Here is a 26,067-nt window from a genome sequence, read left to right on the forward strand (position 1 = left end):
ATGGATGGCTCTAACACGGGCCGTAGCTGCCGCAGGCTTGCTCGCCTCGGCTCTGTCGGCGGCCTGCGGCAGTGCGCCGCCCGCGAAACCCGTTCAGGCCGGGCCGGCCGCGCCAGGCCCACAGGCAACGCTCGGCCCAGGGCTGCACGCGACCCCGCCAAGCCTCGGTCAATATCCCTTCAGCGACGCGGACATCGATTTCATGTCAGGCATGATTCCGCATCATGCCCAGGCGGTGATCATGGCCGGTTGGTGCGATTCTCACGGCGCGCGCAAGGATGTCGCGACGCTCTGCGGCCGGATCGTCGTGGCGCAGCGCGATGAGATCAAGCTGATGCAGCAGTGGCTGTCCGATCGCGGCCAGGCGGTGCCCGACGGCACGTCGACGAAGCATCACATGAAAATGCCCAATGGCATGGAGCACGACATGCTCATGCCCGGCATGCTGACCGACGAACAGATGGCGGCGCTCGATCGCGCGCGCGGCCCCGAGTTCGATCGGCTCTTCCTCGAAGGCATGATCGGCCACCATCAGGGCGCCATCGACATGGTCGACGTGCTCTTCAAGGGCTACGGCGCGGCGCAGGACGAGACCGTCTTCAAATTCGCCAACGACGTCCAGGCCGATCAGGCCGTCGAGATCAGCGTCATGAAAGACATGCTCCAGCGCGAGTAGCGGAGCGCTGGGCGCGGAGACCGAACGGTTCAACAGCGGAAGCAGGAGAAAGGTAAAGAGATGTCACGGATCACAGGGACACTCACGGCCGGCGCTCTGGCGATGGTGATCGCCGCGTGCGGCAGTTCGTCGACCACGAGCAAACCGCCGGCGACGGCGCCGGCGAAACCGGCGGCCGCGCCTGCCGCACAGCAGCCGGCGCCAGCCGCTGCGCAGCCGGCCGCCGCACCAGCGGCGGGCCAGCCAGCCGCCGCACCGGCGGACGCCGCCGCCGCTCCGGCCGGCCGAGGCGGACGCGGCACTCCGCCGCCGCCGCCGCCCGCACCGCCCAAGGTGATGCCGAAACCTGTGACTCCGATCGTGTCGGCCACAGTCCCCACGCCCGATCCGCGCGTCGGCCTCAAGGCCGGCTGGTGGGACGCCGGGCAGGCCGCCTGGAACATGAACATGATCTCGTCGACGCCGCCGAGCGAGAACTCGCTGGGCAGGACGCCCGACGGAAAGCCGATCAAGTGGGGGGATCCGAACGCCCGTCCCGCCACGCACTCGGACCTTGCCTTCACCGGCAAGTACACGGTGCAGGGGCACTACAACGGCTTCGACATCTACGACATCTCCAATCCCGAGGAGCCGGCGCTGGCGCAGGTCTTCTCCTGCCCCGCCTCGCAGAACGACGTCTCCGTCTACAAGAACCTGCTCTTCATGTCGTCGGAAGCGACCGGCAGCCGCGCCGACTGCGCCTTCGGCGGCGTCCCGGAACCGGTGAGCAAGGAACGCGTCCGCGGCATCCGGATCTTCGACATCTCGAACATGAAGATCCCGAAGCTGGTGACGACGGTCCAGACGTGCCGCGGCTCGCACACGCACACGGTCGTGACGCAGCCGGGGGACAACGACAACGTCTACATCTACGTGTCGGGGACGGCCGGCGTGCGCTCGCCGGACGAGCTGCCGGGCTGCTCCGACGGCGGCATCGACGATCCCAACACCGCGCGGTTCCGGCTCGAAGTGATCAAAGTGCCGCTGGCCGCGCCGCAGAACGCGGCGATTGCCAGCTCGCCACGCATCTTCAACATGCTGCCGGTGCCGCCCCGCAATCCGGAGCGTGACCTAGTAAGCGGCCGTGCCGGCGCGCCCCCTGCGGCCGGTGCCCCAGGCGCCGCTGCTGCCCCTCCGGCCGGTGCCCCGGTCGCTGCAGCGCCCCCTGCCGGTGCCCCCGGCGCGCCGGCGGCGGCTGGCGCAGCCGCTGGTGGACGCGGACGCGGCAATCAGGGACCGCCCACTGGGCCGAACCAGTGCCATGACATCACGGTGTATCCGGAGATCGGTCTCGCGGGCGGCGCCTGCGCCGGCCTTGGGCTGCTGCTCGACATCCGCGACGTCATCAATCCGAAGCGGCTCGACTTCGCGGCCGACGCCAACATGTCCTTCTGGCATTCGGCGACGTTCAGCAACGACGGCAGCAAGGTCCTGTTCAGCGACGAGTGGGGCGGCGGCGGCGCACCGCGGTGCCGCGCGACCGACAAGCTCGAGTGGGGTGCCGACGCGCTCTTCACCATCGAGAACGGCAAGCTGAAGTTCCACAGCTATTACAAGATGCCGGCCGCGCAGACCGATCAGGAGAACTGCGTCGCGCACAACGGATCGCTGATTCCGATCCCGGGCCGCGAAGTGATGGTGCAGTCCTGGTACCAGGGCGGCGTCTCGGTCTTCGACTGGACGGACGTCGATCATCCGAAAGAAGTCGCGTTCTACGATCGTGGTCCGCTCGCGGCCGATCGGATGATCAGCGGCGGCACCTGGTCGGCCTACTGGTACAACGGGGTCATCGTCAGCTCAGAGATCGCCCGCGGCCTCGACATCTACGAGCTGCTGCCGAGCCCGCTCATCTCGAAGAACGAGCTCGACGCCGCCAAGACGGTCAAGATGACGACCTGGAATCCCCAGGACCAGCAGAAGTTCGTCTGGCCGCCCAGCTTCGCGCTGTCGCGCGCCTACCTCGATCAGCTCGAACGCTCGAAGGGACTCGCGACCGACACGATCGCGTCCACCCGCACCGCTCTCGATCGCGCCGAGCGCGCCAAGGGGGCCCCGCGCAAGACGGCGTTGACCGACCTGGCGACGAAGCTGACCGCTTCGGCCGCCTCGGCGGGCGACCCGGCGAAGGTGAAGACGCTCACCGCGTCAGTCACCGACCTCGCCGGCGCGACGAAGTAGCGTTCGTACCCGGCGCGGCTGAAACAGGCCGACAGCGCTGACACGAAAGGCGACCACGGTCACGTGGTCGCCTTTTGTGTTGATGCCGGCTGCCGTGCCGGTCGCGCTCGACGCCGCTACAGCGTGACCTCGGCCGCGCTCCAGCCGTGCGAGTCCTTGTCCGATTGGAAGACATGCGCGGTGTCGACGTGGACCACGTTGCCGTCCTTGCGGATCGGCATCCGATCCATGTTGCGCGTCGCGCGGCCGCTGACGTGGGTCCCGTCGGCGGTGTAGTGCGAGTCGTGCTTGGTGCACTCGAACTGGTTGTGCTGCGGCACCCACTTGACCGCCGCGTTCTGATGCGGACACGAGAGGGCAAACGCATAAACATGGCCGCCGGCGCGGACCAGGATGACCTGCGCGCCGCGATCGACGGTGACACCGTCGGCGGCAGGGATCGGATACATGCGGTCGTCGCCGGCCTGGACGCCATCGACGAGGGTCACCGGTGCGGCAAGCACCTCGCGTGATATCCCGAGCGCCGCCAGCGCGCCGGCGAAGCAGCCGATCGTCTGGACGAACGCCCGACGGGACTCGTCGTCGGGGGTTTTCATCCGCGTCAAATGTTCGGCAGGCCTGCTCCCGCCAGCGTCGTGAGAAACCAGAGCGCCAGACTGAGCCCGGCGGTCCAGCGGAGCGTCCGCCGTGTGCGATCGTCCGGCTCCGGCACGCCGCTGCCGACCCGGACGAGGATCGCCCCGTTGATCATCAGCAGCGCGACCATGCCCATCTTCAGCCAGAACAGCTTCGACACGGCGTAGGTAGCGGCGTCGGCGGCGAACAGCAGCACGCCGCTCGCGATCACGCAGGTCAGGCCGACGATGACGACGCGGTGGGTGTTGTGGATGGCGACGAGCTCCTGACGGGTTACGGCGAGGCCGCGGCGCGTCGCCTTCAGCGTCGCGCGATCGGCCGCAACCGCGGCGCCGCCGCCGCCGACGAGCCCGGCGACGTGCACAAACGAGACGAGCGTGCGCAGGACGGACGAGCCGCTGTAGAGCGCGGCCCAGCTCGACGTCAGATGCGAAACAAACGGCGGCATGATCTTACTTGCCTCCAAACAACATCATCAGATATCCGACCGTGCCGATGCCGATCGACGTGAACGCGACGGCGCGGTGCGTGCTCGCACTGCTCGGACCGGACTCGAGCTCGGTCCGCCCGTTGGGAGCGAACGCCGGCGTAATCGCGAAGCCGGCGCCGGACGCGAGCATGAGGATCGCGTGGACCGTCCGGCGCGTGTGCCCGTTGGGATCCTTCTTCGCCTCCAGCAGGTTCATCACACCCGTCACCGCCTGCAGGCCGTAGAGACCGACGATCGCGGTGCCGACCGCGACGTGCGCGCCCTTCTTGCTGTCCGAGGGATTGTTGTAGAGCGACTGACCGAGCGCGAACTCGGTCGCAAACAGCGGCAGCGTGGCGAAAGCCGCGTATTTGTGGATCTTCGCCCGTGTCTTGTAGCCGTCGCTGTACTCGAAGGCGATCTTCCGCGGCGCCGGCGACTGCGGGTCGTCGTCGGCCAGCGGTGCCTCCGCCGCGGTGACCGCGATCGCGGCGTGGAGCGGACCGTCCGCCTGCGCGGCCGCGCGGTGTGCGGGAACGATCAGGCACGCGACCGCTATGGCAAGCACTGTGCGCATCTCTATTCGGGAAGCAAATGGGCTGCCACGCGAATTCCCGCGATCCGTGCACGATCGGCTTGATGGGTCATCTCGACAGGACAACTGTGGTCATCCGCGGCGGACGGAGAACGTAAAATTGTGGCTCTAAGATGAACGCTGGATGAATGCGGTGTCCGCAATGCCGGCGATGCCGGGCATCCGCAACGCGAATACGCCGCCGGCCTGCGGGGCGCCGGATAGCTCTTCCGCCGTGTGCTGCTGCCGCGATGACGTCACGAAGATCGTCGCGAGCTGAGCCCCGCCAAACGCCGGGCACGTCGGGTTCTTCGTCGGAATCTCGAGCACGCGATCAACGCGCCCGTCGGGCGTGAACCGCCGGACGACGGCGCCGCCCCACGCGGAGCTCCACAGGCAGCCGTCGGCATCGACGATGGCGCCGTCGGGATGTCCTTCGCCAGGACCGAGCGTCGCGAACGCGCGGATGTTGGTCACCCGCGCGCTGTCGGCGTCGTAGTCGCCGCAGCGGATCACGCCAGTCGGCGTGTCTGTGAAGTAGAGTGCGCGGCCGTCGGGGCTGAAGGCCAGGCTGTTCGAGACGGCGCAGTGCGGAAGATCGTCGAGGCGGCGCAGGCCGTGCGCCGACGAATACTGATAGAAGCTCGCGATCGTCTGGCGCGGCTTCTGTTCGTCCAACGTGCCGAACACGACGTTGCCGACACGATCGGCGCGTCCGTCGTTGGCACGCGTGGTCGCGAGATCGGCTTCGACGTCGACGAGCTTCGTCGCGGCCAGTGCGCCGCCCAAGCCTGGGACGGCCATGTAGAGCGCCTTCGCGCCGCCGAGCAACAGCCGCCCGCCCGTCGCAACCGCGATGAAACCGACGCGATCCGGGGGCGTGAACCGCTCGGTCCCTTCCGACAAAGGATCGAAGCGCCAGATGGCGCGGCCGTCGATGTCGGTCCACCACAGGCACCGGGCTCCCGGATCCCACACCGGACCTTCACCGAGCTCGCATCGCGCGTCCACCACCAGCTCTGCTCGCATCGTCAGCTCCCCGCTTCCGGCTTCCGGCGGCCAGCGTCCAGCGTTCTTAGAATGGCGTCGACATCGTAGACAGCGCCGCCCCACGTGCCGCCGCTGACGTCCTGCAGCGCGGCCCACAGCCGGGTGTGATCGGGCAGGCGTGGATCGGGAGCGAGGTCCGGGTGCGGCAGACGCGCGGCCAGGTCGTCGCCGCCGACGTAGTTCAGGGTGCCGGTGAGCGCGTTGCGGTCGACGACGATCTCGACGGGATCGCCGTCGCGGAGCCGGCCGAGCGGACCGCCGGCGAGCGCCTCGGGCGAGACGTGCCCGATACAGGCGCCGGTCGACACGCCGCTGAACCGCGCGTCGGTAACGACGGCGACGTGCTTGCCGTGCGGCAGGTACTTGAGCGCGCCGGTCAGCTGATAGGTCTCTTCCATCCCGGCCCCCATCGGACCGCGGCCCATCAGCACCAGCACGTCGCCCGCCGCGATGCGCCTTTCCTTGATCGCGGCGATGGCCGCGGGCTCGGTGACGAAGACCTTGGCGGGCCCGGTCATCCGGAAGACGCCGTCGGCGCCAACCACCGAGGGATCGATGGCGGTGCTCTTGATCACCGAGCCCTGCGGCGCGAGGTTACCGTGCGGGAAGCAGATCGTGGAGACCATACCTCGCCGCTTCGCCACGTCCGGCGACGCGATCACGTCATCCGGATCGACGCCGTCGCGCTCGCGGAGCAGCGCACGAAGCCGATGGCGCCGCGCGGAATCCTCCCAGGCGTCGAGCTGCGCGTCGAGCGTGCCGCCGCCGGCGGTCGTCACGCCGGTATCGAGCAGCTGCGCGCGCCGCAGGTGCAGCATCACCTCCGGCACACCGCCGGCCATGAACACCTGCACGGTCGGATGATTGCGGGGTCCGTTAGGGAGCGCGTCGACGAGCCGCGGCACCAGGCGGTTGACCTCGCTCCAGTCGCGCGCGCTCGGCCGCGTCAACCCGGCGGCGTGCGCGATCGCCGGCACGTGCAGCAACAGGTTGGTGGAGCCTCCGAACGCCGCGTGGGTGATCATCGCGTTTCTCAGGGCGCGATCGGTCAGGATGCTCCTCGTCGCAAGTCCGCGCCGCTCGAGCGCCTGCAACGCCAGCGCCGAACGGCGCGCCATGTCGAGCCAGATCGGCTGACCCGAGGGGGCGAGCGCGGTGTGGCCGAGCGACAGGCCGAGGGCTTCGCCGACGACCTGCGACGTCGCGGCAGTGCCGAGAAACTGGCAGCCGCCGCCTGGAGACGCGCAGGTACGGCATCCGAGATCGGCGGCGGCTTCGAGCGTCAGCTCGCCGTGCGCGTAACGCGCGCCGATCGACTGGATGCGCGCGGCGTCTTCCCCGTTGGCCGGTGGCAGCGTGACGCCGCCGGGCACGAGTACCGTGGCCAGATCGCGCGCCGCGGCCAGCGCCATCATCATCGCCGGCAAGCCCTTGTCGCAGGTCGCGATGCCGAGCACGCCGCGCCCGGTCGGCAGCGATCGAATCAGCCGGCCGAAGATCATCGCGGCGTCGTTCCGGAAAGGCAGGCTGTCGAACATCGCCGCCGTGCCCTGCGACCGTCCGTCGCAGGGATCGGTGCAGGCGCCGGCGAACGGCACGGCACCGCCGGCCTTCAGCGTCTTCGCCGCTTCCTCGACGAGCAGGCCGACTTCCCAATGGCCGGTGTGGTAGCCGAGCGCGATCGGCGTACCGTCGGGCGCGCGCACGCCGCCATGCGTCGAGAGAATCAGGAAATCGCCGCCGCCCAGCGCCGCCGGATTCCACCCCATCCCGGCGTTCTGGCTCCAGCCAAACAAATCGCCCGAGGGGCGCGTCAGCAGCATCTCCGGCGTGAACGGCAGCGAGCCGGAGGGACCCTCCGCCTGGCTCGCCACGTCGAGCAACGAGGGATCTGCGCTATCGAACGGGTTCTCGGGCATGCGGCAGCGGTTCGAGCGAGCGTACCACTCGTCGAGCCGGCGCGGAACGCATTCCTGACAGCGGTTCGCCGCCCGGACGACCGGTCGAGACGAAACCGTGACGACCTCAACGCGGCCGTCCTCTCCCCTTGACAATCTACAAGAGACCGGTCTACGCTCTTGTCGATAAACGACAGGAACACGCGACGTGGGGGGACGGATGGCGCCGAAGTCGGACCTGCTGCAGGGAACCCTGGATCTGCTCATTCTTCGCACGCTCTCGGAAGGGACGATGCACGGGTGGGGAATCTCGCAACGCATCCAGCAGCTGTCGCGGGACGTGCTGCAGGTGAACCAGGGATCGCTCTATCCCGCGCTGCACCGGCTCGAGCAGCAGGGGCTGATCGAGGCGGAGTGGGGCAACTCGGAAAACAACCGGCAGGCCAAGTTCTACCAGCTGACGCGCGACGGGCGGAAGCAGCTCGCGGAAGAGACGAAGAGCTGGGAGCGTCTCTCGACCGCGGTCGCGCGCGTACTTGCCGGACTGTGATGTCCGCCTGACCCACGGCAGGACATCTGGAGGCGCCGCAAATGATCCGCAATCTGGCCGTCCGACTGGGATCGCTGTTCGGACGCGAACAGCAGGAGCGCGAGCTCGACGCCGAGCTCCGCTACCACATCGACATGCTCACCGAGCAGCACGTGCAGCGGGGCATGCCGCGCGAGCTGGCCCGCCGCGAAGCGATGCGCCTCTTCGGTCCGATCGAGACGGTGAAAGACGACGTTCGCGACACCTGGCTGTCGCGCTTCCTCGAGGTTGCCGCGCAGGATGTGCGCTACGGGTTGCGCAGCCTGCGCCGCAGCCCGGGCCTCTCGTTGGTCGTCATCCTGACGATGGCGCTCGGCATCGGCGCCAACACCGCAATCTTCAGCGTCGTCAACGGCGTGCTGCTGCGCCCGCTGCCCTACAAGGGCGGCGAGCGGCTGGTCGAACTGCACCAGGGGGCGGGGGATCCAACCGACCCGGCCAACGACCTCGGCTTCTCGGTGAAGGACATCGCCGACTACCGCCTGTCGCGCTCGTTCAGCGACGTGGTCGAGTTCCACAGCATGCTCTTCACGCTGCTCGGGCGAGCCGAGCCGCTGCGCGTCTCGACCGGCGTCGTCTCAGCCAACTATTTCGACGTCCTCGGCGTCCAGGCGTTGCACGGGCGGACGTTCGTCGAGGCGGACGATCGGCCCGGCGCGCCGGCGGTGCTGGTGCTGACCTACGACTCGTGGGTCCGGCAGTTCGACGAGGACCCGCTGATCGTCGGCAAGGTGTTCCGGCTGAACGACCGGCCGCACACCGTGGTCGGCGTGCTCCCGCCGGTGCCGCTCTACAACCCGCAGGGGAGCGCCGCCGTGGACGTCTTCATGCCGACGTCGGCCTGTCCATTCCGTTCGCGCCAGAGCTTCGTCGACAGCCGCTCGGCTCGGATGATGAGCGTGGTCGCGCGGGTGCGCCCCGAGGCGACGCTGCTGAAGTCGGCGGCGGATCTCGACATCACGGCCGCCCGGCTCACGAAGGACTACCCGAAGGACTATCCCCAGCGCGACTTCCGCGCCGTCGGCCTGCCGCTGAAGGACGAGATGATCGACAGCTTCAAGCCGACGCTGTGGACGCTGCTCGGCACGGCCGGTTTCGTGCTGCTGATCGTCTGCGCCTCGATCGCCAACCTGCTGCTCGCACGCATGGCGCGGCGCGAGCAGGAGCTGTCGGTGCGCGCCGCGCTCGGGGCGACCCGCGCCCGTCTTCTGCGGCAGCTGCTGACCGAAAGCCTGCTGCTCGCCTTCGCCGGCGGTCTGATCGGGCTCGGACTCTCGGCCCTGGCGATGCGGCTCCTCGTGGCGTTCGCCGGACGCTTCACGCCGCGCGCCGGCGAGATCACGATTGATCTCACCGTCCTGGCGTTCACGTTCGGGCTGTCGGTGCTGACCGGGCTCGTCTTCGGCTCGATTCCGGCTTTTTCTCAGCGGATCAGCGCCGCACCGGCGCTCCGCGACGGCCGCCGGACGAGCCCGGCGGGCCAGCGGCTGCGGCGCGTGCTGATCGTCGCGCAGATCGGCGCCTCGTTCATGCTGCTCATCGCCGCCGGCCTGACGCTGCGCAGCCTGATGCAAGTGCAGAATCTCGATCCCGGCTTCCGCACCGAGCAGCTGCTCACCTTCAGCGCCGACATGGCCTTCGACCGTTTTCCGCTGACGCTCAAGGCCGCCGATCGCCGCGCCAAGCAGAGCGAATACTGGCGGGCGCTGGAGGAGCGGCTGCGGGCGCTGCCGGGAGTCGCCACGGTCGGCGCCGCCGGCACGTTCCCGCTCAACGAAGCGCCGCCGTTCAACGGCAGGATCGTGCGCGAGGCGCGTCCATTGCCGCCGGGCGTGCAGCCGCCGGCGATCAGCGTGCGCATCGCAACCCCCGGCTATTTCACTACCCTCGGACAGCCGCTGCTTGCCGGCCGCGTCTTCCGCGCCGCCGACAGCGCCGCCGGCCCGGAGGTGGCGATCGTCAACCGGACGGCAGCCAGGATGTACTGGCCCGGCGAAAATCCGGTCGGCACGCGCATCGACTCCGGCAACGACACACTCATCACCATCGTCGGCGTCGTCGCCGACGTGCGGCAGCAGCTCGATCGCGCGCCGGGCGCCGAGGTCTATCTGCCGCTCTTCCAGTCGCCGCTGCTCCAGTCGACCTGGATCCTGAAGACCGATCTGCCGGCGCGCGAGCTGGAGCAGTCGATCCGCGCGGCGGCTCACGCCCACGACGCCGATCTGCCGGTCTCGAGTTTCCGCATGCTCGAGGACGTCCGCTCAACCACGCTGACGCCTCGGCGAGTCGTCGTCGCGCTGATCGGGATGTTCGGCTTGCTGGCACTGGTGATCACGGCAGCCGGCATCGCCGGCGTGGTGGCATTCTCGGTCAACCAGCGCACGCAGGAATTCGGGATCCGGATGGCGCTCGGGGCGCAACGCGGCGGCCTGCTCTCGCTGGTGTTGCGCGAAGGGCTGCTCCTCGTCGTGACCGGCCTGGGCCTCGGGGCGGCGGCCGCCGGCATCCTGACACGGTTCGTCGGACAGGTCCTCGTCACCGCGAACCCGCAGGCGAACGGCCCGCTGCTGGTCGGAATCCCGCCGACCGACATGGTCACCTATATCGGAGTCGGAGCGACGCTGATCCTGGTCGCACTGGCGGCGTGCGCGCTGCCGGCGCGGCGCGCCGCGACGGTGGACCCAATGGTTGCGCTGCGCGCCCAGTAGGCACGCCGGCGCTGGCATCCCGCTCGCATAGTCCCGCGGCGGAATGCCCGCTCGTGCTGTCGGTGCCGCCGTTCTCAGCGCCGTGTTCGCGACGGCGCTCGTGCGAGCTCAGCCGGCGCCGCGGCTGCCGGCGCTCCTTGACGGCGCCGGCGTGGCAGAGCTCGAACTCGAAGCGCCTCTGAAGCACCTGTTCGAAGCGGGCAGCGGAGACCAGGATGCAACCGTAACCGGGACGCTCAGTTACGGGGATTCAGGCGGCGGCGACACGGTTGTCTTTCGCGATCTGGCCGTGTCGGTTCGCGGGCACACGAGCCGGCGCGAGACCGAGTGCACGTTCCCGAAGCTCAAGCTGAAGCTCCGGGGGGGCGGCAGCATCCGTATCGGCACACACTGCGGCGACGCCCCCGACAACCAGCTCTCCGCCAAGTATGGCCGGCTCGCCAACGAGAAATCCCCGCTCCGCGAAGCGCTCGTCTACCGCATGCTGCAGGCGGCCGGCGTGCCCACAATGCGGACGCGTCCGGCGCGAATCACCTATCGCGACGACGTTGCCGGCCGGGCCCCGCTCACCCGCAACGCGCTGCTCATCGAGGACGACGGCGACGTAATGACACGGACGGGCGGCTCCGAGATCACGATGGAGCAGTTTGGCAACGTCGCCTCCCGCCATGCCGGCGCCGACGCCGGACTGATCGCCTTCGGCGAAGCGATGATCGGCAACTTCGACTGGTGCCTGAAGTACGCGGCGGACGACACCTATCGCTGCGACGATTCCAAGCCGCTCTGGAATCTCCTGGCGTTCGCCCGCGGCAACGGCACCGCTCTGGTGATGAAGGACTTCGATCTCGCCGGCGCGGTCGTCGGCCGTCACGCCTGGTTCGACACGGTGTGGAACCGGGGGTTCGTGCCGGCGAAGTCGCCGATCGAGATCGAGGTCCTGAGCCAGGTGCAGCGCACGCGATCGCTGTTGCCCAGGGACGAGCTCGACGGGCTGCGGCGCCACTTCCTCGGGCGCCGACCGGAAATCGAGGCGGCGATCCGCGACGCGCCGGTGGACGAAGAAGGGCGCGGCCTGGCGCGCCGCTATGCCACGGACTTCTTCAGCGCCATCGACGACGACCGGGCGTTCTACCGGCCCGTCGTCGCGCAATCAGATGTCCAGATCTACGTCGACCCGCAGCGCGCGACGGAAGCGTGCGGCGTCAAAGACGTGATGCGTGCCGGCACGCCGGTGAACGAGCTTCGGCGCGCCGGTGCAATGAGCGAAGTGGTCGTACTCGACGCGATGTGGCGATGGGCGGAAAAGCGCGCCTGCCACAACGTGCAGAACGGGCCTGTCTGGATCGCCACCGACGCGATCACGACCGACTACCCGGCGGCGAAGCGCCCCTGAGGCAGGGCGCCGAACCGCTCCGGGTGCGCTGCCCGCGCCGCTCAGCCGCGCAGCAGCTCCAATTCCAGCAGGATCTTCACCTCGTCGCCGACCAGGACGCCGCCGGCCTCGAGCGCCTGGTTCCAGGTCAACCCGAAGTCGCTGCGCCGGACGGCTGCGGTGGCGCTGAACCCGCGGCGCTCGCCGCCCCACGGATCCTTGACGCTTCCGGCCCCGACCACGTCGAGTACGATCGGCCTGGTGACGCCGTGGATCGTCAGGTCGCCCGGCAACTTGAACGTCTCGGCGTGGCGATCGGCGATGCGCTGCGCGCTGAAGGTGATGCGCGGAAAGCGCTCGGCGTCGAAGAAGTCGGACGAGCGCAGGTGCTCGTCGCGCCTCGGCTCGCGGGTGTCGATCGAGGCGACGTCGATCGTGACGTCGACGCCGGCCGCGGCCGGGGTGCTGTCGTCGAGACGCACGGTGCCCTCGACTCCGGCGAAGCGGCCGCGCACCGTCGAAATCATGAGGTGTTTGACGGCGAACTCGACGTGGCTGTGCGCCGGGTCGATCTTCCAGGTGGACGTGACGGGAGTGGTGGCGGCGGCGGTGCTCATCGTTCCTCCATGCTTACGCAATGTTCACAACTAATCAACAGTTCCGTTACTATATTTTTGTAAGTAGATTGTGTCAAGTAGTTTCTTTCTGATAGACTGTCGGCTGTGGGCGTGAAACCGCATCTCTGCGCAAAGTTTCATCGGGCCGTCGAGCTCATCGGCGGCCGCTGGACGGGCGCGGTCATCCGTTTGCTTCTGACCGACCGGATGCGGTTCGCGGAGCTGCGCAGTTCCATCCCCGACATCAGCGACCGCATGCTCTCGGAGCGTCTGCGCGAGCTGGAAAGCGAGGGGATCGTGGCGCGCATTGTCGTCCCGGAGACGCCGGTCCGCGTCGAGTACCAGCTCACCGAGAAAGGACGCGCGCTCGAGCAGGCCCTGTGCGCGGTTGGCCGGTGGGCCGAGCGATGGGTCGATGCGCCCCCGGGCGGCGAGGACCATGTGACGAAGGCGTCGCCGCGGCAGGCGGGTGCCGTCGCGTCGCGCGGCCGGCGGTAGAAAGGCCCAATTGACATTGGTGATTCGGCAGCCGGCATCGGTGCCGGGCCGTCCGGCGGCCGGCGAGGGCGAGCGGTCATCTTCGACCTTGACGGCACGCTCGTCGACACGGTCTACGGACACACGCTGGCGTGGCAGCGTGTCCTGCATGAAGCGGGACTCCACATAGAGGACCGGAAGATTCACACGGATGCGGATGCCCGACGGCGCCGGCTTCCCGGCGCCGTTCCGCGTATCGGGATCCCGCGGAATTGTCCGCGTCGATCTACCCGCTCGGCGTGACCCCAGCGAGCGAGCGACGCGAGACGGGGGTCCGGCGGGGCGAAGCCGCCAGGTGAGAATGAAAGGACGTTTCGGACAATGATCGCCGGCATGGTGGCTGCCACGCTCGTGGCAGGCCTTCTCGCGCAGCAGGCGCAGCCGCTGCAGCAATCGTCGAACCCGTTTTTCGGGAGCGTGCCCAAAGGTACGGTGACGGCCGAGGCCCTCAACCTGTCGGCGGCCGATGCGGTGCAGCGCGCGCTGCAGGCGAACCTCGGCCTGCTGCTGCAGGAAGAAACTGAGGCCGGCGCGCATGGGGCGCGCTGGCGGGCGCTGGCCGATCTGCTGCCCAACGTCGCCGCTTCGATGCGCGGGAGCCGGCAGGTGATCAACCTCGAGGCCTACGGGTTCCCCGCGGCCGACCCGATCGTCGGCCCTTTCAACGTCTTCGACGCGCGCATCGCGGTGTCGCAGCCGGTCATCGACCTGTCGGCGCTCAACGAGAAGCGCGCTGCCGACGCACGGCAGCAGGCCGCCAAGTACGGCGTGCGCTCGGCGCGCGATCTGGTCGTGCTCGTCGCGGTCAACCTGTATCTCGAGACGGTCTCGGCGGCCAGCCGCGTCGAGTCGGTGCACGCCCAGCAGCAGACGTCGGAGACGCTGCTGACGCAGGCGCAGGATCTGAAGAGCGCCGGTCTGGTCGCCGGCATCGACGTGCTGCGGGCGCAGGTGCAGACCCAGACGCAGCGGCAGCGCGCCATCGCGGCCGAGAACGAATACGAGAAGCTGAAGCTGCAGCTGAAGCGCGCGGTCGGCATTCCGGTCGGCCAGACGATTACGCTGACCGATGCGATGCCCTACGCGCCGCTGCCGCCGCCGGCGCTCGAGGCGGCCGTGCAGAGCGCCCTGGATCAGCGTCCCGACTACCTCGCGGCGAAGAGCCAGCTCGAGGCGGCACAGGCAACGCGCCAGGCGGCGCGCATGGCGCTGCTCCCCTCGCTCCGGCTCGACGGCGACTGGGGGGCCATCGGTCAGACCGTGGCCGCCGCCGCCAATACCTACTCGATCGCGGCCACCGTGCGCGTGCCAATCTTCGACTCCGGGCGGATCACCGCCCGCCGGATCGAATCGGACTCGGCGCTGCGACAGCGTGAAGCGGAGCTCGCCGACATGCACGGCCGCATCGAGTACGAGGTGCGCAGCGCGCTGCTCGACTTGACCGCCGCCGACCAGCAGGTGCAGGCGGCCCGCACCAACACGGATCTGGCCGGGCAGCAGCTGCAGCAGGCGCGCGATCGCTTCGGGGCGGGCGTGGCGGACAACCTCGAACTGACGCAGGCCCAGGAAGCGGTGGCGGCCGCGTCGGACGCCTACATCTCCGCGCTCTACGCGCACAACGTCGCGAAAGCGTCGCTGGCGGAGGCGCTCGGCATCGGCGAAGCAGCGGTGACTCAATATCTCGGAGGACCTGTCCTCCGTAGCCCTCGTGAAGGAGGACGGCAGTAATGGCTCGGTGGCGGATTGGCGCACTCGTTCTGGTCGTGTTGCTCGCGGTGGCCACAATCTTCTGGTGGCGTTCGCGCGGGCGCGAATCGACCGACGACGCGCAGGTGGATGGACGGATCACGCAGATCGCGCCGCGGGTCGGCGGCACGGTGATCAAGGTCGCGGTCGACAACAACCTGGCGGTCGAGGCCGGCGTCCTGCTGGTGCAGATCGATCCGAGCGACTACCAGGTCGCCGTCGATCGCGCCCGCGCCGAGCTCGCCGACGCGCAGGCCAACGCCATCGCGGCGACGACGAGCGTGCCGATCGCGCGCATCGAGACCGGCGCCGGGGTGACGACCGCGTCGGGCGGTGTGCAGTCGGCGCAAGCCTCGGTCTCCGAGACCGAGCACCAGGTGCAGGTCGCCGAGGCGAATCTCGCCGCCGCGCAGGCGCACCAGCGTGAGCGCGAGGCGTCGGCGGTGAAGGCAGCCCGCGACGTCGATCGCCTGAGGCCGCTCGCCCAGAAGGACGAGATCCCCCAGCAGCAGCTCGACGCCGCGGTCGCGCAGGCTGATTCGTCGCGGGCCGCGGCTGATGCCGCCAAGTCGGACGTCATCGCCGCGCAAGGGGGCATCACCGTGTCGCAGCAGCGGGTCGCGCAGGCCCGGGCCGGCGCGGCGCAGGCACAGGCCAACCTCGACACGGCGCGGACCGCGCCACAGCAACTGCAGGTGTCGCAGGCCAAGGCCGCCTCGGCAGAGGCCAGGGTGAAGCAGGCACAGGCGACGCTCGCGCAGGCGGAACTGAACCTGCAGTACACGACGATCAAAGCGCCCACCGCGGGCGTCGTCAGCCGCAAGGCCGTGGAAATCGGACAGGTCATCCAGCCTGGACAGCCCTTGATGGCACTGGTGAATCTCACCGACACGTGGATCACCGCCAACTTCAAGGAGACGCAGCTCAGGGACATGCGGCCGGGGCAGAAGGCGGAGATCGACGTCGACGGGCTCGGCGGACGCACCTTCAAGGCGCACGTCGACAGCATCGCCGCCGCGACCGGCGCCAAGTTCAGCCTGCTGCCGCCGGAGAACGCGACCGGCAACTTCGTGAAAGTCGTGCAGCGGATTCCGGTGAAGCTGTATCTCGAGCCTGGCGAAGATCCGAACCACCTGCTCCGTCCTGGCATGAGCGTCACGCCGACCGTGTTCGTCCGGTAGACGCGAAGGACGTCGAAGGACCCGAGAAGGATCGTTGTGAGCGAACACAAGCACGTCAACCCATGGATCGTGGCGATCGCGGTCATGTTCGCGACGTTCATGGAGGTGCTCGACACCACCGTCGTCAACGTGTCGCTGCCGCACATCGCCGGCAACCTGTCCGCGACGATCGACGAATCGACATGGGTGCTGACGTCGTATCTCGTCGCCAACGCCATCATCCTGCCGATGACCGGCTGGCTGGCCCGCAACTTCGGGCGCAAGCGCCTGCTGATGATGTCGGTGTCCGGCTTCACGCTGGCGTCGCTGCTCTGCGGCCTCGCCCCGAACCTGCCGCTGCTTGTCGCCTTCCGGCTGATCCAGGGGGCCACCGGCGGCGCCATGCAACCGCTGTCGCAGGCGATCCTGCTCGAGGCCTTTCCGCCCGACCAGCGCGGCAAGGCGATGGGCTTCTGGGGCCTCGGCATCGTCGTCGCGCCGATTCTGGGGCCGGTGCTCGGCGGCTGGCTGACCGACACCTACAGCTGGCGGTGGGTGTTCTACATCAACCTGCCGGTCGGTATCGCGTCGCTCGTCATGACGCAGCTCTACATCTTCGATCCCTCGTACCTCCGGCAGGAGGCGTCGAAGATCGACTATTGGGGCATCGGCCTGCTGGCGCTGTGGATCGGGTCCCTACAGGTTGCGCTCGATCTCGGACAAGAACACGACTGGATGACGTCGCCGTTCATCTCGGGGCTGGTCTACGTCGCGATCGGCGGCGTCATCGCGTTCGTGATCCGCGAGTGGATGGCGAAGGAGCCGATCGTCGATCTCCACGTGTTCAAGAACCGCACCTACAGCGCCGGGGTCACGCTGATGACGACGCTCGGCTTCGTGCTCTACGGGAGTACGGTGCTGCTGCCGATCATGCTGCAGACGCTGCTCGGCTATCCGTCGATGCAGGCCGGCATCGCGATGGCGCCGCGCGGCATGGGATCGCTGATCGGCATGCCGATGGTCGGCCTGCTGATCGGCAAGATCGATGCGCGCAAGATGGTCGGGGTCGGGCTGCTGCTTGGCGCGGTGACGCTGTTCTGGCTGGGCGAGCTGAATATGAGCGCCGGCTACTGGGACATCTTCTGGCCGCAGTTCTTCCAGGGACTCGGACTGTCGGCGGTGTTCGTGCCGCTCACGACGATCAGCATGGACCTGATTCCGCGCGAGCGGATGGGTAACGCGACCTCGCTCTTCAACCTGATGCGCAACCTCGGCGGCAGCATCGGCATCGCCGTCACCGGCACGATGCTGTTGCGGCAGCAGCAGGCGTATATCAACGTGTTCGGCGCCAACGTCGACGCGTATTCGCCGCAGACGCAGCGTGCGTTCGAGGCGGCCCGCGCCGGTTTCATCGCGGCTGGCGCCGACATCACGACCGCAACCCAGCGCGCCTACGCGGCGCTGTTCGGCATGGTGCAGCAGCAGGCCTACATGGTGTCGTTCGTGCTGCTCTTCCGGATCCTCGGCGTGATGTTCCTGGCGCTGCTGCCGCTCATCCTGCTCATGCAACGTCCGCGCGGCGGCGGCGGCTCGATCGGCGCACATTGATATCCGAGGGCGCCGCCCTCGGACTCCCCTACACGGCCACGCGTTTTCTTCGTGGCGGCTTTCCCGGCAGGCGCGCCAACGCGCGCGCCAGCGCCGTGAACGACGCCAGCATCTCGTCGTAGCTGAAGTGCGCGTTGCGTCCGCTCGGGTTCGGCAGCACGAAGATCCGCGCGCCGTGCGCGGTCGCGCGCTGGAATCCCGGTTCGACCGCCGGCGCCCTGGCGTGCCCGAGCACCCTCCACAGCGCCCGGTACATCGTCACGCCGACGAACGCGACGATGCGCGGGCGATAGCGTGCGATCTTGGCTTCGAGGATGCGCCAGCCCTCCACGTACTCCTGAGGCGTGAGCACGTCGATGCCAGGACTCGGCCGCGCGATCAGATTGGTCATGCCGATGCCCCATTGCGGCAGACGCACGTCGTCTTCGTGCGTCACCGGCTCGGGCACGATCCCTGCCTCGTAGAGCAGACCCCAGAAGCGGTTGGTCGGTCCCGCGAAATGGTGACCGCTCAACGCCGACAGGACGCCGGGATTGATGCCGACCAGGATGACCCGCACGCCGGGTTCGATGGCGTCGGTCAGACGGAGGTGCTCGTAGTCGGGCGTTTTACGCTTCGCCATCGGCAGTCAGCGCAGGTGCTCGAGGCGCACGAGAGTCCTGGGCGCGTCCCAGTCCGTCACTCGGGTATCCTGTCCGATCATGAACTACCTGTTCAAGGAAGAGCCCGCCAATTACAGCTTCGACGATCTCATGCGCGACGGCGGCACCTCGTGGACCGGCGTGAAAAATCCGGTGGCGCAGCGGCACCTGCGCGGCGTGAAGAAGGGCGACCGGGTCTTCTTCTATCACACGGGTAACGAGAAGGCGGTGATCGGGATCTGCCGCGCGGCCGGCGACGCCTACGCCGATCCGAAAGACAAGACCGGCAAGCTCTACGCGGTAGACATGGAGCCGGTGAAGAAGCTGGCGTCGCCGGTGACCCTGGCGGCGATCAAGGCCGACCGGCGCTTCGCGTCGTTCGAGCTCACCCGCCTGCCACGCCTGTCGGTGATGCCGGTACCGCCCGAGACCTGGGATGCGATCGTCAAGATGAGTCAAGGATAGCGGCGGACGAACACGGCGCGACCCGCGGTCATCCCTGACGGCCGGCGGCGGGCCGTGGCTTCAGCAGCAGGAATCCCAGAGGCGGCAGCGTCAGACGCAGCGACTGAGCGAAGCCGTGCGACGGAGTCGCGTCGGGGACAACCGTGCCGCCGTTGCCGGTGTTGCTGCCGCCGAAGGTGGCCGCATCGCTGTTGAGCAGCTCGTCGTAGCTCGCCGCGGCGGGCACGCCGACGGTGTAGCCCTGCCGCGACACCGGCGTGAAATTGAAGACGGCGACGAGGAAGTCGTCGGGGTTCGTCCCACGCCGGACGAGCGACACGACCGAGTTGTCGGTGTCGTTGCAGTCGAGCCACTGGAAGCCTGACGATTCGAAGTCGCACTGGTGCAGCGCCGGCTCCGCCGCGTAGATGCGGTTCAGATCGCGAACGAACGCGCGCAGCCCGGCATGCAGCGGCTGCTCGAGCAGATGCCAGTCGAGGCTGCGGTCGTGGCTCCATTCGCGGGTCTGGCCGAACTCGCACCCCATGAACATCAGCTTCTTGCCGGGGTGCGCGTACATGTAGCCGTAAAGGGTGCGCAGGCTGGCGGCCTTCTGCCAGTCGTCGCCCGGCGCCTTGGCCCACATCGAGCCCTTCATGTGCACGACCTCGTCGTGCGAGAACGGCAGGATGAAATTCTCGGAGAACGCGTAGAGCAGCGAGAAGGTGAGCAGCTGCTGGTGATAGCGCCGGTGCACCGGATCCTTCTTGAGGTACTCGAGCGTGTCGTTCATCCAGCCCATGTTCCACTTGTAGGTGAAACCGAGGCCCCCCAGGTAGGTCGGCCGGGATACCGACGGAAAGGCCGTCGACTCCTCCGCCACGGTGATCGATCCGGGGTGCTCGCCGTGCGTCAGAGCGTTCAGCTCGCGCAGGAACTCGATCGCGTCGAGATTTTCGCGGCCGCCGAACCGGTTGGGCACCCACTGGCCTTCCGGACGCGAGTAATCCAGGTAGAGCATCGACGCGACGGCGTCGACGCGAAGGCCGTCGACGTGATATTCCTCGAGCCAGAAGAGCGCGTTGGCCAACAGGAAGTTGCGCACTTCGTTGCGGCCGTAGTTGAAGATCAACGTTCCCCACTCGCGGTGCTCGCCCTGCCGCGGATCGGCGTGCTCGTAGAGCGCAGTGCCGTCGAAGCGGGCCAGCCCGTGCGCGTCCTTCGGGAAGTGTCCAGGCACCCAGTCGAGGATCACGCCGATGCCGGCCTGGTGGCAGCGCTCGACGAAGCCCTTGAAGTCCTCCGCGCTGCCGAAGCGGCTGGTCGGCGCGAAGAAGCCGGTCACCTGGTAGCCCCACGACGGCGCGTAGGGGTGCTCCATCACCGGCAGCAGCTCGATGTGTGTGTAGCCCATCTCCTGCACGTAGGGGATCAGCCGTTCCGCGAGCTCCCGGTAGGTCAGCGGCCGGCCGTGCTCCTCGGGGACGCAGGCCCACGAGCCGAGGTGCACCTCGTAGATCGTCATCGGGCGGTTGAACCAGGCGTTGCGTCCCGCACGATCCACGAACCACTGCGCGTCGTTCCAGTCATGCCCGCGGCGCGCGACGATCGACGCCGTCATCGGCGGCTGCTCGAACCGGAAGCCAAACGGATCGGTCTTGAGCAGAATCTCGCCGTGGCGCCTCGACCGGATCTCAAACTTGTAGCGCTGCCCTTCGCCGATCGCGGGGATGAAGATCTCCCAGACGCCGCTCGCGCCGAGCCGCCGCATCGGATGCAGGCGGCCGTCCCACGCGTTGAAGTCGCCGACGATGCTGACCCGCTCGGCGTTGGGCGCCCACACGGCGAAGTGGACGCCGGCGGCGCCTTCCAGGGTCATCGGGTGCGCGCCGAGCCTCTCGTAGATGCGGGTGTGTTTTCCCTGTGCGAACAGGTAGAGATCGTATTCGGTGATGACGCGCCCGAAGCGGTAGGGATCGTCGATCTCGGCGGCGTGCCCGCCGGCGTCGCGCAGCCGCAGCCGGTAGTCGAACGCGGCGCCGGCGCCGCGAAACACCGCTTCGAACACGCCGCTTTCGTCGACGCGGGTCATCGGCGTCGTTCCCTGCGCGTGGACCACGTCGATCGCCTGGCGTGACGGGTGAAAGGCGCGGATCGTCAGCCCGCCGTCGGTGAGGTGCGGGCCGAGAATCGAAAACGGATCGGCGTGACGCGCCGCGGCCAGGGCGCCGTATGCCTCGCTGACATGCACGGTCAGATTATGTCCTCGAACCGTCTCAGGCGTTCGCCAGGACGGCGTCGACGTAGGCGGTGACCAAGCCCGGCAGGTCGTCGAGCGGACCGTACAGGGTGAGGACCTTGCGAAACCTGGGCCCGCGAATGGCGAGATCCCATCCATCGCCGGTTTGCGAGCGGAACAGGCTCAGTTGCCACCGCTCGAAGCCTGGACGCCAGCGGCGGATGGCCGATTCCACCGCTGCATGCAGCCGCGCGCGCGCAGTGGCGTCGATGAGCTGCGGACAAAGAATGCGCACAGGCATCGTCGCGCCCACCTTACCGTCGCTGTGGAGGCCAGGGCAAGGTGAGCCGTTTCCTGCGCTCCGGCCCGATCCACTGTGCGCGTAACACGGCGGACAGACGGGTTACTGGCCCGGCTCGATCGAGTCGAGGGGACCGGCGGCCGTGGCGATTCGGGCGGGAGCGCCCACCGGCGTCGCGGGCGAGACCGGCAGCAACGGATACGCCGGCGGCGTGAACTGCTCCTCCACCGACGACAGGATGTCGACCGACGCCGCGACCGCGGCCGGTCCGGCGACGATGGCGGCGAGCAGCAGGATCAGGGCGACTGCGCTGCCGACGAACCGCCGCGTCCAGCGGCGCCGCATCCGATCGGCGTGCGTGTGACGATATGGATTCGTGCCGGCGGGAATGCGAACCTTGAGGCCCGCGCGGCGTCCGACCGGTTGCGGCGCGACGGGCGTTCTCGGCGTCGAGTGCTCGCTCCAACCGGACTCGATCGCTGGCTGGCCATCGAGCTCGGCCAGCCACGACTCGAGCTGCGCCGGCAGCGCCTGTCGTGCGGCTCCGGAATCGACCGCGGCATCCGTCGCTGGCGCGGTAGCTGTCGCCGCCGGCTGCGCCGCGATCGACGCGAGCGCTTCGAGCGGCGGCGGAACATCGGCTGGCATCGACGTCGCCCGCGGCGCCGCGACGGCCGCTGCCGCCTGGGGCTGGGCCGGCGCAGAGGGTGCCAACGACAGGACGGCGGCATGAGGCGGCGGCGGATCCGGCGCAAACGGCGCCAGCGCTGCGATGACGGCCGGAGGCGGCGGCGTCTGGATCGGTGCGGCCGCCAAAGGCGGCGCCGGTAGCGGCGCTACAGCGATCGGTGCAGCCGCCGTCAATAGCGCGGCGGCCGCACGGGCGCCGTCGGCAGACAACGGGTTCGCCTGCGCCACGATCTCGGCGTCGATGGACGCGTCGCGCCGCGAATAGCCGCAATGCAGCGCACGATCGCAGAGCCGGTTGATCACACGCGGCACGCCGCCCGAGCGGGCGTAGATCGCCTCGACCGCGTCGCCGGTGAACCGCACGCGGTCGGAGCTGCCGCCGGCCACGTGCAGCCGGTGCGAGATGTAGCCGGCGACGCCCGCCACATCCAGCGCCTGCAGCTGGCAGTGCACGGAGACGCGCTGATCGAGCTGGCGCATCTCGGCCCGGGCCAGCTGCCCGCGCAGCTCGAGCTGCCCGACCAGCACCACCTGGAGCAGCCCTTCCGCGTCGGAGAGGATGCGCACTTCCTCGAGGAGCTGCGGCGACAGGTTCTGCGCCTCGTCGATGATCACGACCGCGAAGGCCTGTAGCGGCGCCAGCGTGGCCAGGAACTCCTGCAGCACATAGTGCAGCTCGGTGCGTGTGGCGCCACGCAGCCGGCCGCTGGCGATGTCCTCGGTCGACGCGACGCCGAAATCGGCGAGCAGCACCTTGAGCAGCTCTTCGCGCGACGCAAACGGGTCGCGGACGAACGCGCTGAACGTCTTTCGATCGAGGCTCTCGAGCACCGCCCGGCACAGCGTCGTCTTGCCGGTGCCGACGTCGCCGGTCAGCGCGTTCAGGCTCTCGCGGCGGCGGATCGCATTCAGCAGATCGTCGAACGCCGGCGCGTGCGCTCGGCTCTGATAGAAGAAGCGCGAGTCCGAGGTCAGACTGAAGGGCTTTTCCTTGAGGCCGTAGAACGGCTCGTAAGTGAGACCAGAGGGGCGGATATCAGACGGGACCGAAACGAGAAAAGCCGATGACGCTGATTCCGAACGGCCAGTACGATCGAAGGGCGCTGACATGGAGTGACCTGCCTCATGGCACGAGGCGTGCCATGGGCGAGCTGCATCGTTTGGCCGGCCGCTGCACGCCCCTGCGAAGATCGTCACGACAGGCCCAATAGCGTGCTCCAGGGACGCGTACAGAAACAGCACACCGATTGCGTTTTTGGTATCGGAACGCGATTTTCGAGCCCGCAGCGGCGGCGCCAGCCGTCGCGTCGTCACCACGACCAGCCGACGCCGAAGTGCTCAGAGCCGGGTGGGCGGCTTCTCCAGGCGCGCGTGGTCGTGCAGGCGTCCCATGTCGATCGCCACTCGACTGGAGTCGGCCAGGTACATGTCCCCGAAGCGGGCTCCCCAGATCAGGTCTTCGGCGGCATAGCTCGTGCGCGCGTGGACCGTCTGCGCGAACGTCTCGTCGTCTGCCGTGATCAGGCACACGATCTCGGGGGCGGCCGCGGCGAACGATTCCTGCGTCAGGCCGCGCATCGGGCTGGCCTCATCGATCGGATGGACGATCACCCAGTGCAGCGGCATGAAGATGATCGAGTCGCGCTCGAGCCGGAGCTGATCGAACTCGCGGGTCCGCTCGCCGTCCGGTCCGGTTTCCCACCGCGCGAACGACACCACGGTGTGGACGTCGGTCAGATCGTGGTTGCGCAGATTGACGAGCCGGAACATCAACGCCCACCCGCCTTCGTAGGGGGCGATGAGCGCGTTGTTGCTGAAGCTGATCTTCGCGGTGGGCCGCGTGAAGCGCGCGAACAGCAGACCGCTGACGATGGCGAAGCCGAGGAGGCCGAAGAGCGCCTCGAAGGCGACGAGCACGTTGGCGGCGCGCGTCACCGGGACGATTCGCCCGTAGCCGATCGTGGCGAGCGTCTGCACACTGAAGAACAGGCAGGCTTCGAACCGGCCGAGCGGGGTTCGTGGCGCGCCATCGAGCGCGCCGGCGCCGCAGAGCCAGTAGAGAACCGCGAAGAACCCGTTCGTCACCGCGTAGCCCGCGCACAGCAATCCGAGTAGGCGCGGGATGGTCAGCGACAGCACCGTGTGGTACGCGTTGTAGGGATGCAACGGGCTCAGCTCGTTGCGACGGATGTTGAAGCTGCCGTCGTGATTGAGGAGCCGGGCGCGCGCCCGCTCCGACATGCGGCCGCCGAGGCCGAGGTCCTGGCGCAGCCGCTCCTGCTGTCCGGTGAGCTGAGGCACGCGCGTCAGTGTACTCGCCGCGTGAACCAGCCCCGCACTTCCCGAAGAACTGGCTGGCGGACTCGAGGCGAGGGCAATCGTAGTAAAATACGGAGTTCGCGGAGAGGTACCGAAGTGGTCGTAACGGGGGCGCCTCGAAAGCGTCTTGCCGGGTAACCGGCACGGGGGTTCGAATCCCTCCCTCTCCGCCATTCCTTCACGCGCCTGCCCACCGCGCAGTCGATTCAGCAGTTTGACTCGGGCGGTCGGTCGCGTTTCGCGTGACGGGGCTCTGGCCGTTTCGAGTAAGCTCTGCCTGAAATCCCCGAACTGCGAGAGGAGTGCCGGCGTGCACATGACCTACGACCAGTGGATGCAGCGGACCAATCTCGGGATGCTGTCGGTGCGAAGCCAGTCGCTCAAGGGCGTCGACGCCGCGATGAAGAACTACGACGCCTTCCCCACCGCTGCCCACCTGCGCAAGCTCAGCGGCGCGTTCTCTCAGTGGAAAAGCCAGAAGGCCGACTGGGCGAAGAGCGACCGCAATCACAAGGGGGGCGTCACCGATCTCGACACGATGCTGCGCGGTCCGTCGGCCGACCTGACGCCGATGGACTACATGATCGAGCAGCGGCAACGCCTCATCGACACGATGTTCCGCGGACGCACCCTGGTGACCCGGCGGTCGAAGATGATCATTCCCGGGGTGAGCGCGGCCGGCAGTCTCGAGAACATCCGCCGCGGCGCCGCGGCGCTCGGGGCGCCGAGCCCCGCGTTCCAGGGCACGATCACCTCGCTGTTCCGCGGCTTCTTCGGCGCGGGCTCCGCCCACGTCAGTCTCGAGGTCGAGGTCGCCAACTATCTCGGCACGGAGGTTCTCGGGGACCTGGTGAAGAACATGGCGCCATACGCCGGCATCCTCACCTCGGGAGTCAACGCGGTCTTTCAGTTCGGCAAGCTGGCGCAGGCCTATTACGGGCGCTCGGTCGTGAAGGCCTGCCGGACGGCGGTCCGCATGGGCGACCCGTACAACGCCGTGCTGGCGATCGAGCAAGTCCTGTCGCGCGACGTCGCCAGGCGCGCCACCCAGGGCACGATGTCGGCATTCGAGGCGATTGCCCGCGGCGCCGCGACCGCCGCCGCCGGTCCGGCCGCCGAGACGATCGCGGCGGGCCTGATGGGCATCGCCAAGCTCACGTATCAGGTGTACGTCATCGGCCGCGACTTTCAGGAAAAGGCCCACGCCAACGACGTGATGGCCGGCACGGAGCCGATCACCTACACGGTGTTCGACGAGTATGCGCTCCTCGGCTGCTACTACCTCGTCTGCGTGGACACCTCGGATGTCGTGAACAGGATGGTGTACGACATCGGCACGGATTCCTGGATGGACAGCGTCGAGAAGCTGACGAAGCGGATCCAGCCGGTGATCGGAATCTCGCGGCGCCTGATCGCCGAATCCCGATTCGAAATTCCACACATGCCGAAGCTGGCGAAGGCCACGGCGTGGGTGCCGCCGTGGAAGCGGCGCGGCGACTATCAGGGGTACGGATCGAACGGCATGCAGATGGAATAGAGGGCCCGCCACGCGTGGCGGTGAGAGCCGGATGAACGC

At 68.4% G+C, this 26,067-nt stretch carries 22 protein-coding genes and 1 tRNA gene; 12 read left to right on the top strand and 11 right to left on the bottom strand.

All coding sequences use genetic code 11. The features are described 5' to 3' along the window. Nucleotides 1-202: 202 nt before the first annotated feature. Entirely contained in the window at nt 203-676 is a 474-nt protein-coding gene (locus VGI12_17475; protein HEY2434469.1) for a DUF305 domain-containing protein, read from the top strand. 60 nt (nt 677-736) lie between these two features. Continuing rightward, nucleotides 737-2,893 (top strand): hypothetical protein, encoded by a 2,157-nt coding sequence (locus tag VGI12_17480; GenBank protein HEY2434470.1) that lies wholly within the window; start codon nt 737-739, stop codon nt 2,891-2,893. A gap of 116 nt (nt 2,894-3,009) precedes the next feature. Here the strand turns inward: VGI12_17480 and VGI12_17485 are convergent, their stop codons facing one another. The 5 genes from VGI12_17485 to VGI12_17505 form a co-directional block, all read right to left on the bottom strand. After that, nucleotides 3,010-3,489 (bottom strand): Rieske (2Fe-2S) protein, encoded by a 480-nt coding sequence (locus VGI12_17485; GenBank protein HEY2434471.1) that lies wholly within the window; start codon nt 3,487-3,489, stop codon nt 3,010-3,012. A gap of 5 nt (nt 3,490-3,494) precedes the next feature. Next, the gene (locus tag VGI12_17490; GenBank protein ID HEY2434472.1) at nt 3,495-3,977 is read right to left on the bottom strand and encodes a hypothetical protein; all 483 of its coding nucleotides are present in this window, start codon (nt 3,975-3,977) and stop codon (nt 3,495-3,497) included. A gap of 4 nt (nt 3,978-3,981) precedes the next feature. Then, entirely contained in the window at nt 3,982-4,575 is a 594-nt protein-coding gene (locus VGI12_17495; GenBank protein ID HEY2434473.1) for a hypothetical protein, read from the bottom strand. Nucleotides 4,576-4,701: 126 nt separating this feature from the next. Further along, nucleotides 4,702-5,601: an SMP-30/gluconolactonase/LRE family protein gene (locus tag VGI12_17500; protein HEY2434474.1), complete on the bottom strand. Its 900-nt coding sequence runs from the start codon at nt 5,599-5,601 to the stop codon at nt 4,702-4,704. 2 nt (nt 5,602-5,603) lie between these two features. Continuing rightward, nucleotides 5,604-7,541 carry a YjhG/YagF family D-xylonate dehydratase gene (locus tag VGI12_17505; protein HEY2434475.1) on the bottom strand — a complete coding sequence of 646 codons (1,938 nt, stop codon included), beginning with the start codon at nt 7,539-7,541 and terminating at the stop codon, nt 5,604-5,606. Nucleotides 7,542-7,740: 199 nt separating this feature from the next. Between VGI12_17505 and VGI12_17510 the strand changes: the two genes are divergently transcribed. From VGI12_17510 to VGI12_17520, 3 genes are read left to right on the top strand one after another with little or no spacing between them, the layout of a single operon-like run. Then, complete coding sequence (locus VGI12_17510; GenBank protein HEY2434476.1) at nt 7,741-8,070, top strand: PadR family transcriptional regulator; 330 nt, start codon at nt 7,741-7,743, stop codon at nt 8,068-8,070. Nucleotides 8,071-8,111: 41 nt separating this feature from the next. Next, nucleotides 8,112-10,817, top strand: coding sequence for an ABC transporter permease (locus tag VGI12_17515; protein HEY2434477.1), 2,706 nt, complete (start codon nt 8,112-8,114; stop codon nt 10,815-10,817). Between the two features lie 43 nt (nt 10,818-10,860). Further along, nucleotides 10,861-12,210, top strand: coding sequence for a hypothetical protein (locus tag VGI12_17520; GenBank protein HEY2434478.1), 1,350 nt, complete (start codon nt 10,861-10,863; stop codon nt 12,208-12,210). Between the two features lie 41 nt (nt 12,211-12,251). Here the strand turns inward: VGI12_17520 and VGI12_17525 are convergent, their stop codons facing one another. Then, nucleotides 12,252-12,806, bottom strand: coding sequence for a YceI family protein (locus VGI12_17525; GenBank protein ID HEY2434479.1), 555 nt, complete (start codon nt 12,804-12,806; stop codon nt 12,252-12,254). A gap of 111 nt (nt 12,807-12,917) precedes the next feature. On the opposite strand from VGI12_17525, the gene VGI12_17530 reads away from it, so the two are divergent. The 4 genes from VGI12_17530 to VGI12_17545 all read left to right on the top strand — a co-directional run bounded on the left by VGI12_17530 (nt 12,918) and on the right by VGI12_17545 (nt 17,857). Then, on the top strand, nt 12,918-13,304 hold the full coding sequence (locus tag VGI12_17530) for a helix-turn-helix domain-containing protein (GenBank protein HEY2434480.1): 387 nt from the start codon (nt 12,918-12,920) through the stop codon (nt 13,302-13,304). A gap of 372 nt (nt 13,305-13,676) precedes the next feature. After that, nucleotides 13,677-15,071: a TolC family protein gene (locus VGI12_17535; GenBank protein HEY2434481.1), complete on the top strand. Its 1,395-nt coding sequence runs from the start codon at nt 13,677-13,679 to the stop codon at nt 15,069-15,071. Beyond that, nucleotides 15,071-16,270: an HlyD family secretion protein gene (locus VGI12_17540; GenBank protein HEY2434482.1), complete on the top strand. Its 1,200-nt coding sequence runs from the start codon at nt 15,071-15,073 to the stop codon at nt 16,268-16,270. Before VGI12_17535 ends, VGI12_17540 begins: the two co-directional genes overlap by 1 nt. A 36-nt stretch (nt 16,271-16,306) precedes the next feature. Further along, on the top strand, nt 16,307-17,857 hold the full coding sequence (locus VGI12_17545) for a DHA2 family efflux MFS transporter permease subunit (protein ID HEY2434483.1): 1,551 nt from the start codon (nt 16,307-16,309) through the stop codon (nt 17,855-17,857). A 28-nt stretch (nt 17,858-17,885) separates the two neighbouring features. Here VGI12_17545 and VGI12_17550 read toward each other — a convergent pair whose 3' ends face one another. Next, nucleotides 17,886-18,479: a mismatch-specific DNA-glycosylase gene (locus VGI12_17550; protein ID HEY2434484.1), complete on the bottom strand. Its 594-nt coding sequence runs from the start codon at nt 18,477-18,479 to the stop codon at nt 17,886-17,888. A 79-nt stretch (nt 18,480-18,558) separates the two neighbouring features. Between VGI12_17550 and VGI12_17555 the strand changes: the two genes are divergently transcribed. After that, a complete protein-coding gene (locus VGI12_17555; protein ID HEY2434485.1) occupies nt 18,559-18,963 on the top strand; it encodes an EVE domain-containing protein in 405 nt (134 codons plus the stop codon). A 28-nt stretch (nt 18,964-18,991) separates the two neighbouring features. Here VGI12_17555 and glgB read toward each other — a convergent pair whose 3' ends face one another. From glgB to VGI12_17575, 4 genes are all read right to left on the bottom strand, one after another. Then, nucleotides 18,992-21,193 carry a 1,4-alpha-glucan branching protein GlgB gene (glgB, locus tag VGI12_17560; protein ID HEY2434486.1) on the bottom strand — a complete coding sequence of 734 codons (2,202 nt, stop codon included), beginning with the start codon at nt 21,191-21,193 and terminating at the stop codon, nt 18,992-18,994. Between the two features lie 25 nt (nt 21,194-21,218). Beyond that, on the bottom strand, nt 21,219-21,482 hold the full coding sequence (locus tag VGI12_17565; GenBank protein HEY2434487.1) for a hypothetical protein: 264 nt from the start codon (nt 21,480-21,482) through the stop codon (nt 21,219-21,221). Between the two features lie 102 nt (nt 21,483-21,584). Then, nucleotides 21,585-23,282, bottom strand: a complete 1,698-nt coding sequence (locus VGI12_17570; protein HEY2434488.1) for an AAA family ATPase — start codon at nt 23,280-23,282, stop codon at nt 21,585-21,587. A 228-nt stretch (nt 23,283-23,510) separates the two neighbouring features. Next, complete coding sequence (locus tag VGI12_17575) at nt 23,511-24,473, bottom strand: ion channel (GenBank protein HEY2434489.1); 963 nt, start codon at nt 24,471-24,473, stop codon at nt 23,511-23,513. A gap of 100 nt (nt 24,474-24,573) precedes the next feature. Here VGI12_17575 and VGI12_17580 point away from each other — a divergent pair. After that, nucleotides 24,574-24,664, top strand: a tRNA-Ser gene (locus VGI12_17580). A gap of 137 nt (nt 24,665-24,801) precedes the next feature. After that, entirely contained in the window at nt 24,802-26,028 is a 1,227-nt protein-coding gene (locus VGI12_17585) for a hypothetical protein (GenBank protein HEY2434490.1), read from the top strand. Nucleotides 26,029-26,067 lie beyond the last annotated feature (39 nt).

Source organism: Vicinamibacterales bacterium (assembly GCA_036496585.1).
Lineage (GTDB): Bacteria > Acidobacteriota > Vicinamibacteria > Vicinamibacterales > 2-12-FULL-66-21 > JAICSD01.

Coding starts and splice junctions, on each gene's coding strand:
- VGI12_17475 (HEY2434469.1), top strand. CDS start 203: ATGTCAGGCATGATTCCGCATCATGCCCAGGCGGTGATCATGGCCGGT.
- VGI12_17480 (HEY2434470.1), top strand. CDS start 737: ATGTCACGGATCACAGGGACACTCACGGCCGGCGCTCTGGCGATGGTG.
- VGI12_17485 (HEY2434471.1), bottom strand. CDS start 3,489: ATGAAAACCCCCGACGACGAGTCCCGTCGGGCGTTCGTCCAGACGATC.
- VGI12_17490 (HEY2434472.1), bottom strand. CDS start 3,977: ATGCCGCCGTTTGTTTCGCATCTGACGTCGAGCTGGGCCGCGCTCTAC.
- VGI12_17495 (HEY2434473.1), bottom strand. CDS start 4,575: ATGCGCACAGTGCTTGCCATAGCGGTCGCGTGCCTGATCGTTCCCGCA.
- VGI12_17500 (HEY2434474.1), bottom strand. CDS start 5,601: ATGCGAGCAGAGCTGGTGGTGGACGCGCGATGCGAGCTCGGTGAAGGT.
- VGI12_17505 (HEY2434475.1), bottom strand. CDS start 7,541: ATGCCCGAGAACCCGTTCGATAGCGCAGATCCCTCGTTGCTCGACGTG.
- VGI12_17510 (HEY2434476.1), top strand. CDS start 7,741: ATGGCGCCGAAGTCGGACCTGCTGCAGGGAACCCTGGATCTGCTCATT.
- VGI12_17515 (HEY2434477.1), top strand. CDS start 8,112: ATGATCCGCAATCTGGCCGTCCGACTGGGATCGCTGTTCGGACGCGAA.
- VGI12_17520 (HEY2434478.1), top strand. CDS start 10,861: ATGCCCGCTCGTGCTGTCGGTGCCGCCGTTCTCAGCGCCGTGTTCGCG.
- VGI12_17525 (HEY2434479.1), bottom strand. CDS start 12,806: ATGAGCACCGCCGCCGCCACCACTCCCGTCACGTCCACCTGGAAGATC.
- VGI12_17535 (HEY2434481.1), top strand. CDS start 13,677: ATGGTGGCTGCCACGCTCGTGGCAGGCCTTCTCGCGCAGCAGGCGCAG.
- VGI12_17540 (HEY2434482.1), top strand. CDS start 15,071: ATGGCTCGGTGGCGGATTGGCGCACTCGTTCTGGTCGTGTTGCTCGCG.
- VGI12_17550 (HEY2434484.1), bottom strand. CDS start 18,479: ATGGCGAAGCGTAAAACGCCCGACTACGAGCACCTCCGTCTGACCGAC.
- VGI12_17555 (HEY2434485.1), top strand. CDS start 18,559: ATGAACTACCTGTTCAAGGAAGAGCCCGCCAATTACAGCTTCGACGAT.
- VGI12_17565 (HEY2434487.1), bottom strand. CDS start 21,482: ATGCCTGTGCGCATTCTTTGTCCGCAGCTCATCGACGCCACTGCGCGC.
- VGI12_17570 (HEY2434488.1), bottom strand. CDS start 23,282: ATGTCAGCGCCCTTCGATCGTACTGGCCGTTCGGAATCAGCGTCATCG.